The organism is Achromobacter spanius (assembly GCF_039673305.1).
Taxonomy (GTDB): domain Bacteria; phylum Pseudomonadota; class Gammaproteobacteria; order Burkholderiales; family Burkholderiaceae_B; genus Achromobacter; species Achromobacter spanius_F.
In genome coordinates this window covers 1-8,241 of sequence record NZ_JBDJLJ010000102.1, presented here as the reverse complement: position 1 = coordinate 8,241, position 8,241 = coordinate 1, and the positions used below count along the sequence as shown (strand labels likewise).

The following is an 8,241-nucleotide window of genomic DNA, read 5'->3' as shown; positions in this document are numbered from 1 at the left end:
CGGCAACGCCCCCCTCGGCCACTGCCCCTTTGCCTGGCGCCGCTGCCGACGCGGCCAGCGCCAAGCCCGCCGCGCATCCGGCAGGCCAGGCCGGCGGCGCAAAGGGTGCCGAGGCCGCGGCGCATGCATCGCTGGCCGCCGGCGGCCCGTCCGCCCGCGCGCTGGGACAGGCCTTGCGCACCGCCCTGCAGACCAGCGGCCTCTTCTACGAATCACACCTGACCGACATGGTCTTCGGCCGGACGAACCCGTCCACGCTGGAGAACGAACCGCAGGCGCGGATGTCCCGCGAAACCGCCGCGCACGGCAACGCCCAGGCCAGGAGCCGCGGCGAGGCCTCGAGCGCCGACCGCTCCGGCGCGGGCGCCGATGCGCCGGCCTCCACCGGATCCTCGGCCTCGTCCACCACCGGCGCACCGATCAGCGGCATCCACCAGGACCTGACGGTGCTGGTCCGCCAGCAGCTGGACGTGCTGGCCAACCAGACCCTGAACTGGCAAGGCGAAGCATGGCCGGGCACGCCGATGGAATGGGAAGTGGAACGCGACCCCTACGGCGCGGACCGCGAATCCGCGGTGCCCACCTGGGCCACGCGCGTGAAGCTGGACCTGCCCCGCCTGGGACTGGTCGACGCCCGCCTGAACCTGGCGGGCGACCAGATCGTGCTCCAGCTGATCGCCCCGCACAGCGCGACCGAGATCAATGACTCCTCGGACATGCTGCGCTCGCGCCTCCTGGCCGCGGGCCTGACTTTGAGCAATCTGACGGTCAGCGTGGTGGAACCGCGCCCCGTCATTCCGACTGATTTCTGATGAGCACGCCCCTCTCCCCCGCGGACAACGGCCCGAACGCCAACCGCAACGCGGCGGTCGCCATTTCCTATGACGAAAAGGACGGCGCGCCGCGCGTCGTCGCCAAGGGCTATGGCCAGCTCGCGGACACCATCGTCCGCGCCGCCGAGGAAAACGGGCTGTATGTGCACGAATCGCGCGAGCTGGTCGGCCTGCTCATGCAAGTCGACCTGGATGCGCATATTCCACCCCAACTCTACGTAGCGGTGGCAGAATTGCTCGCCTGGCTCTACCGCCTGGAATCGCGCGAGCTCCCTGAAGCCGCGCGGCCCCAAATCTCTACCTAAGGACTATCAACGTGTTGGATGCCAGCGACCCGGAATTCCTGCTGACCCGGCCGGAAGACATGCGCTCAGCCCTCTTCGAGCTGACGCACCCCGACAGCCACATCCTCGTGCGCGATGCCGCCGACCGCGAAATCGCCGTGCTCATCCTGGGCGCCGACAAGCAGACGCGCCAGTTTTTCTGGCGCCCTCGCGATTACGACGGCGCGGATTTCGAGCAGTCCGACAGCATGGGGCTCCTGAGCGGCACGACCTTTTATTTCAATGCCACCGCCTATGGCGGCGTGCAGATCCGCTTCCGCGTGCAGCGCCCCGAAGTCATCCACTTCGATGACGGCAGCGCGGCGCTGATGTCCGCGTTCCCCGACCGCCTGGCGCGCATCCAGCGCCGCAAGATGTTCCGGGCCTCGATGATCTCCAGCGCCAGCCGCTGCTTTGCCTCGTGGCAGCCCGATCCGGCGGAAAAGCCCATCGGCTTCACCGTGCGCGACATCTCGGTGGATGGCGTGGGCCTGCGCGTGGGATTGCCGGTCGGCGACCTGCCCCAGGGCGGCGCCGTGATGGAAGGCGTGGAGCTGGATTTCGGCGAACTGGGCAAGCTCAGCGCCGACCTGGAAGTGCGCAACGTGTATCCGGTGTCGGGCCAGCCCATGGGCGCGCCGGAAAGCGCGGACGACGCCGCGCCCAAGCATGTGTCGCTCACCGGCGAGCCGCCGGTCAGCCACGTGGGCGCATTGTTCCTGAATCTGAATGCCCGCCAGGAGAACTGGCTGCAGCAGGTGGTGTGGCGCCTGGAGAAAGGCGCGCAACGCAACTGAACGGGCGCGGGCCCTCCGGGAGGCCCCGCGCGCCGGCCTCGGGCCTCAGACGGCCATCGAGGAGATTTCCTTGTAGGCCGCAACCAGCTTGTTGCGCACCTGCACGGCGGTCTGGAAGCCGATGCTGGCCTTCTGCATATCGATCATCACGTCGTTCAACGAGATATCCGGCGCGCCCATCTCGAAGGCCTTCGCCTGGGCCGTCGCGGCGTTCTGCGCGGACGTCACGCGGCGGATGGAGCGCTGCAGTTCCGCGGCGAAACCGTCAGGCTGGCCCACGGCCTCGCCTGCGGCCATGTTGCCGGTTTCCGCCTTGCTCACGACGGAGCGCATCTGCTGGAGCATGCTTTCGATGCCGGACAAGCCTGATACAGCCATTACCTGATTCCTTGCTGTTGAGGGATTACGCCAAAGTACCCCCGCAGCGTAACGCCGATCAGGCCCGTCCATAGCCGACAAGAAACGCCAAAAAACCCGACATTTCACCGAATGCGGCCGGCCCGCGCCCGGGATGCGGCGCGGCTTTGCGCCTTGTCATCGACATAGGGATTAAGTAACGCCAAAAAACGGCTGTTTTCATCGATTGGGATTGCCGTCTCAGGGGCAATAATCCACGCTCTCCCCAGACCAGAAGCACGTTGCATGTGTAATCGGCCCTACCCAGACATGAAGTCATTTTCCCTGCTCCGCGAAGCCAGCGGGAGCCGTCAATGAATCAGCAGGCTACCCTGAGCTCGTCGCTTCTGGCCAAGTTCCCCGTGCTGGAAAAGATCCGGGCGCTGCCCAAGCCCATTCTGCTCGGCGCCGCCGCCGCAGTGGTCGCGGTAATCGTCGCCGTCGCCATGTGGAGCAGCGAACCCAAATACAAGGTCCTGTTCTCGAACCTGGACGACCGCGATGGCGGCGCCATCGTGACGGCCCTGGGCACGATGAACGTTCCCTACCGCTACAACGAGACGGGCACCGCCCTCCTCGTTCCGGCGGACCGCGTCTATGACGCCCGGCTGCAACTGGCCTCGCAAGGCCTGCCGCGCGGCGGTTCGGTCGGCTTCGAGCTGATGGACAACGCCCGCTTCGGCGCCAGCCAGTTCGCCGAACAGATCAACTACCAGCGCGGCCTGGAAGGCGAGCTGGCCCGGTCGATCGAAGCCATGCACACCGTGCAGCACGCCCGCGTGCACCTGGCCATGCCGCGCCAGTCGTTGTTCGTGCGTGAACGCCAGGCGCCCACCGCTTCGGTCCTCCTGAACCTGTATCCCGGCCGCAGCCTCAGCGACGCCCAGGTGTCCGCCATTTCCTGGCTTGTCGCCTCCAGCGTGCCCGAACTGACCGCCGAAAGCGTGTCCATCGTCGACCAGAACGGCCGACTGCTGTCGGCGCCGCTGGGCGAAGGCCGCGGCATGGACGCGGACCAGCTGCGCTTCGTGCGCGAAATGGAACAGCGCACGGTCGAGCGCATCCTCACCATCCTGAATCCCCTGGTCGGCCCCGGCAACGTGCACGCCCAGGCCACCGCCGACATGGACTTCGCCCGCCGCGAAGAGACGTCCGAGGTCTACCGCCCCAACCAGGAGCCGGGCCAGGCCGCCGTGCGCAGCCAGCAGACCAGCGACTCGACCCAGCGCGGCGTCGGCCCCGCCCAGGGCGTGCCCGGCGCGCTGTCGAACCAGGCGCCGGCCAACGCCCAGGCGCCGATCACCAACCCGCCCCAGCAGCAGCCTCCCCGTCCCGGCCAGCCGCAGCAGCCCGCCAACGCGCAGCAACAGCAGCAACAGCAACAGCAGCAGACCGGCACCCAGGGCGCCACGGGCAGCCTGAACGAGCGCCGCGACGCGACCACCAACTACGAAGTGGACCGCACGATCAGCCACGTCAAGCAGCCGGTGGGCAACCTGAAGCGCATGTCGGTCGCCGTGGTGGTGAACTACATCCGCGACAAGGACGGCGAGCCGCAGGCCCTGCCGCCCGAAGAACTGAACAAGCTCACCAACCTGGTCCGCGAAGCCATGGGCTATTCCGAGGCGCGCGGCGATTCGCTGAACCTCGTGAACAGCCAGTTCAACGACGGTCCTCCGCCCGTGCCGATGTGGCGCGATCCGGAAATGATCTCGCTGTTCAAGACGATCCTGGCGTGGCTGGTGGGTGGCGTGCTGGCGCTCTGGCTGTATCGCAAGGTGCGCCGCAGCGTGGGCGACTACCTGTACCCGCCGGTTGATCCCGAAGTGGCCGAAGCCGAGCGCGTCGAAGCGGCTCGCGAGGCCCAGGACCTGGCCCGCGCCAAGGAAGTGGACCGCTACCAGGACAACCTGGAGCGCGCCCGCACCATGGCCAACAAGGATCCGCGCGCCGTCGCAATGGTCCTGCGCACCTGGATGAGCAAAGATGAAAAATGATTCCACCCCGATGGACGGCATGACGCGCAGCGCCGTCCTGATGATGTCGCTGGGCGAAGACGCCGCGGCTGAAGTGTTCAAGTACCTGAGCGCCCGTGAAGTCCAGCAGGTGGGCGGCGCCATGGCCAGCCTGAAGCAGGTCACGCGCAACGACGTCGCCGTCGTGCTCGAGGAGTTCCGCCAGGAAGCCGACCAGTTCATGGCCGTCACCCTGGGTTCGGACGACTACATCCGCAGCGTCCTGACCAAGGCGCTGGGCAGCGACCGCGCCGCCGGCCTGATCGAGGACATCCTGGAAGCCGGCGACGGCGGCAGCGGCATCGACGCGCTGAACTGGCTGGATCCGAACACCGTGGCCGAACTGATCGGCGACGAACACCCGCAGATCATCGCGACCATCCTGGTGCACCTGGAGCGCGACCGCGCGGCGGGCGTGCTGGCGCTGCTGACCGATCGCCTGCGCAACGACGTGATGCTGCGTATCGCCACGTTCGGCGGCGTGCAGCCCGCGGCGCTGTCGGAACTTACCGAAGTGCTCAATTCCGTGCTGGCCGGCCAGGGCGCCAAGCGCAGCAAGATGGGCGGCGTGCGCACCGCGGCCGAGATCCTGAACATGATGAACTCGGCACAGGAAGAGACCGTGGTCGCCAGCCTGCGCGAACGCGACAACGACCTGGCGCAGAAGATCATCGACGAGATGTTCGTCTTCGACAACCTGCTCGACGTCGAGGATCGCGCCATCCAGCTCATCCTCAAGGAAATCGACAACGACACGCTCATGGTTGCGCTCAAGGGCGCCCAGGAAGAGCTGCGCGCCAAGTTCCTGCGCAACATGTCCAGCCGCGCCGCCGAAATGCTGCGCGAGGACCTGGAAGCGCAAGGCCCGATCCGCATGTCGAAGGTCGAGACCGAACAGAAGAAGATCCTCCAGATCGCCCGCCGCCTGGCCGAAAGCGGCCAGATCGTGCTGGGCAATTCCGGAGACGACGCGTATGTCTGAAGCGGACAGCGGCGCGACGACGCTCATCTCGCGCAGCGCCGCCTGGCGGCGCTGGCAGATGCTGTCGTTCGACGAGCCGGAGCCCGTCGAAGCCGAGCCCGAACCCGAACCCGATCCGGGCCCCGATCCCGCCGTGGTGATGGCGCAGCTGCGCGCCCAGGCGATCGCGGAAGGACACGAGGAAGGCGTGGCGCGCGGCCATGCCGCCGGCCACGAAGCCGGCCAGCAGGCCGGCTACGAAGCCGGCCTTGCCGCCGGCCGCGAAGCCGGATTTGCCGAGGGCCTGGCGCAGGGACGCGAGCAAGGCGCCGCGGAAGCGCAGCGCCTGCACGCCCTGGTCGAGGCCTGCGCCGTGTCGCTCGGCGCACTGGAAGAAAAGATGGGCCAGAGCCTGCTGACCCTGGCCCTGGACATCGCCCAGCAGGTGGTGCGCACCACCCTCGCGGACCAACCCGAAACCGTCGTCAGCGCCGTGCGCGACGTGCTGCACATCAACCCGACCGCGGGCGGCCAGATGCGCCTGTGGGCGAACCCCGACGACATCGAACTGATCCGCCTGCACCTGGCCGACGAACTGAAGGAAGGTCATTGGCGCGTCCTGGCCGATGAATCCATCAGCCGCGGCGGCTGCCGCGCGGAAACGCCCTTCGGCGACATCGACGCCACGCTGCAGACCCGCTGGCGCCGCGTGGCCGCCTCGCTGGGCCGCAACGCATCCTGGGAGGAGCCGGCGTGAGCGGCAATCCGGTCCCCGCGCAGCCCGGCCAACACGGCGCGCCCGCCGCGCCCGTACCGTCCGCGCCCGTGATCGACCGCTGGCAGACGCAACTGCAGATCGGCTCGATCCGCGCCGCGTCCACCGATCCGTGGCTGGTCAGCGGCAAGATCACCCGGGCCACGGGCCTGGTGCTGCACGCCACCGGCCTGCGCCTGCCCGTGGGCGCCGCCGCCCGCATCGAGATCGCGCGCGGCCATGACCACTGGGCCGACGCCGAAGTCGTCGGCTTCGACGGACACACGCTTTACCTGATGCCGCAGGCCGACATCTCCGGCCTGCCGCCCGGCGCGCGCGTCGTGCCGGGCGAACCGCCCGTGCAGCGCCAGATCCCGCTGCCGCGCAAGGCCGAGCTCAACGGCAACGCCAAGCCCCAGCTGGGCCGCCACCTGCCGGTCGGCAACGCGCTGCTGGGCCGCGTGCTGGACGGCGCCGGCCGCCCGCTGGACGGGCTGGGCCCGCTGACGGGCGCCGAGCTGGCTCCCCTTTCCGCCCAGCCCATCAACCCGCTGTCGCGCGCGCCGATCGATACCGTGCTGGACACGGGCGTGCGCGCCATCAACGGCCTGCTGACCGTCGGCCGCGGCCAGCGCATGGGCCTGTTCGCCGGTTCCGGCGTGGGCAAGAGCGTGCTGCTCGGCATGATGGCCCGCTACACCAAGGCCGACGTCATCGTCGTGGGCCTGATCGGCGAACGGGGCCGTGAAGTCAAGGAATTCATCGAGCACAACCTGGGCCCGGAAGGCCTGGCGCGCTCGGTCGTGGTAGCCGCGCCCGCCGACGTGTCCGCGCTGCTGCGCCTGCAAGGTGCCGCCTACGCGACGCGCCTGGCCGAGCATTTCCGCGACCAGGGCCTGGACGTGCTGCTGATCATGGACTCGCTGACCCGCTACGCGATGGCGCAGCGCGAAATCGCGCTGGCCATCGGCGAGCCGCCCGCGACCAAGGGCTATCCGCCTTCGGTGTTCGCCAAGCTGCCCACGCTGGTGGAACGCGCCGGCATGGGCGCGCCCGGCCCGTCGGGCAAGGCCGGCTCCATCACGGCGTTCTACACCGTGCTGGCCGAAGGCGACGACCAGCAGGACCCCATCGCCGACTCGGCGCGGGCCATCCTGGACGGCCACGTGGTGCTGTCGCGCCACCTGGCCGAAGCCGGCCACTACCCGGCCATCGATATTGAAGCGTCGATTTCGCGCGCCATGACGTCGCTGATCACGCCGCAGCAGTTCTCCATCGTGCGCCGCTTCAAGCAAAGCCTGTCGCGCTATCAGCGCAATCGCGACCTCATCGCCGTCGGCGCCTACGCCGCCGGCAACGACCCGCAGCTGGATGACGCGATCGCGCGCTATCCCCGCCTGGAAGCCTTCCTGCAACAGGATATCGGCGAGAACGTCGGCTACGAAGACGCCGTCAACCAGCTGCGAGCCAGTTTCGAATCACGGGACACCTATGCCTAGCCAATTGCCCCTGGACATGCTGATCAACCTGGCCAAGGAAAGCACGGACGAAGCCGCGCGCCTCCTGGGCCGGCTGACCGCCGAACGCAGCAATGCGGAACGCCAGCTCTCCATGCTGCACGACTACCGCCAGGACTACCTCGAGCGCCTGCAGCAGGCGATGACGAGCGGCATGGCGGCCAGCGATTGCCACAACTACCAGCGCTTCATCGGCACCCTGGACGACGCGATCGGCCAGCAGCAGGGCGTGTTGCTCCAGGCCGAGGAAAACCTGTCCAAGGGCCGCCTGTACTGGCAGCAGGAAAAGCGCAAGCTCAACTCCTACGATGCCCTGGCGCAGCGCGAACTGCGCGCCCAGGCGCTGGTGGAATCCCGCCGCGAACAGCGCGCCAACGACGAATACTCCGCCCGCATGGTCCAGCGCCAGGCCGGCGGCATGCATTAAGCGATACCTCACAGGAAGCCCAAGATGACCGCTCCCCTGCCCTTGCCCTCGATCGCGCCCGTCGCGCCGGCGTCCATCGCCGACGCGCTCGGCGCCAAGTCCGCGCCGGCCAACAAGAAAGGCCCCAGCTTCTCGGACGTGCTGGCCCAGCAGCGCCCGGCGCAGAAGCGGCCGGACCAGGCCGCTGACGCGCGCCCCGCGCGCGGCGACGCCAAGAC

9 protein-coding genes and 1 pseudogene are annotated in these 8,241 nt (G+C 68.5%); 9 read left to right on the top strand and 1 reads right to left on the bottom strand.

Annotated elements, in window-relative coordinates; translation table 11 throughout:
• The 3 genes from ABE485_RS30695 to ABE485_RS30685 form a co-directional block, all read left to right on the top strand.
• A partial coding sequence (locus ABE485_RS30695; RefSeq protein ID WP_346519026.1) for a flagellar hook-length control protein FliK occupies positions 1-812 on the top strand: 812 nt, incomplete at its 5' end.
• Positions 812-1,138: an EscU/YscU/HrcU family type III secretion system export apparatus switch protein gene (locus ABE485_RS30690; protein WP_346519025.1), complete on the top strand. Its 327-nt coding sequence runs from the start codon at positions 812-814 to the stop codon at positions 1,136-1,138. The genes ABE485_RS30695 and ABE485_RS30690, both read left to right, overlap by 1 nt.
• Before the next feature lie 14 nt (positions 1,139-1,152).
• Positions 1,153-1,953 (top strand): flagellar brake protein, encoded by an 801-nt coding sequence (locus tag ABE485_RS30685; protein WP_346519027.1) that lies wholly within the window; start codon positions 1,153-1,155, stop codon positions 1,951-1,953.
• A 45-nt stretch (positions 1,954-1,998) separates the two neighbouring features.
• On the opposite strand, the gene fliE is transcribed toward ABE485_RS30685, so the two are convergent.
• Entirely contained in the window at positions 1,999-2,331 is a 333-nt protein-coding gene (fliE, locus tag ABE485_RS30680) for a flagellar hook-basal body complex protein FliE (protein ID WP_346519024.1), read from the bottom strand.
• Between the two features lie 332 nt (positions 2,332-2,663).
• Between fliE and fliF the strand changes: the two genes are divergently transcribed.
• The 6 genes and pseudogenes from fliF to ABE485_RS30650 all read left to right on the top strand — a co-directional run.
• Complete coding sequence (gene fliF / locus ABE485_RS30675; RefSeq protein ID WP_346519023.1) at positions 2,664-4,346, top strand: flagellar basal-body MS-ring/collar protein FliF; 1,683 nt, start codon at positions 2,664-2,666, stop codon at positions 4,344-4,346.
• A complete protein-coding gene (gene fliG, locus ABE485_RS30670; protein WP_346519022.1) occupies positions 4,336-5,346 on the top strand; it encodes a flagellar motor switch protein FliG in 1,011 nt (336 codons plus the stop codon). The genes fliF and fliG overlap by 11 nt, the downstream gene beginning before the upstream one ends.
• Entirely contained in the window at positions 5,339-6,082 is a 744-nt protein-coding gene (gene fliH / locus ABE485_RS30665) for a flagellar assembly protein FliH (protein ID WP_346519021.1), read from the top strand. The genes fliG and fliH overlap by 8 nt, the downstream gene beginning before the upstream one ends.
• Positions 6,079-7,578 (top strand): flagellar protein export ATPase FliI, encoded by a 1,500-nt coding sequence (gene fliI, locus ABE485_RS30660; protein WP_346519020.1) that lies wholly within the window; start codon positions 6,079-6,081, stop codon positions 7,576-7,578. Before fliH ends, fliI begins: the two co-directional genes overlap by 4 nt.
• Positions 7,571-8,023, top strand: a complete 453-nt coding sequence (gene fliJ / locus ABE485_RS30655; protein ID WP_346519019.1) for a flagellar export protein FliJ — start codon at positions 7,571-7,573, stop codon at positions 8,021-8,023. Before fliI ends, fliJ begins: the two co-directional genes overlap by 8 nt.
• Positions 8,024-8,047: 24 nt before the next feature.
• A pseudogene (locus ABE485_RS30650) lies at positions 8,048-8,241 on the top strand (flagellar hook-length control protein FliK); the annotation flags it as partial.

Coding starts and splice junctions, on each gene's coding strand:
- ABE485_RS30690 (WP_346519025.1), top strand. CDS start 812: ATGAGCACGCCCCTCTCCCCCGCGGACAACGGCCCGAACGCCAACCGC.
- fliE (WP_346519024.1), bottom strand. CDS start 2,331: ATGGCTGTATCAGGCTTGTCCGGCATCGAAAGCATGCTCCAGCAGATG.
- fliF (WP_346519023.1), top strand. CDS start 2,664: ATGAATCAGCAGGCTACCCTGAGCTCGTCGCTTCTGGCCAAGTTCCCC.
- fliG (WP_346519022.1), top strand. CDS start 4,336: ATGAAAAATGATTCCACCCCGATGGACGGCATGACGCGCAGCGCCGTC.
- fliH (WP_346519021.1), top strand. CDS start 5,339: ATGTCTGAAGCGGACAGCGGCGCGACGACGCTCATCTCGCGCAGCGCC.
- fliJ (WP_346519019.1), top strand. CDS start 7,571: ATGCCTAGCCAATTGCCCCTGGACATGCTGATCAACCTGGCCAAGGAA.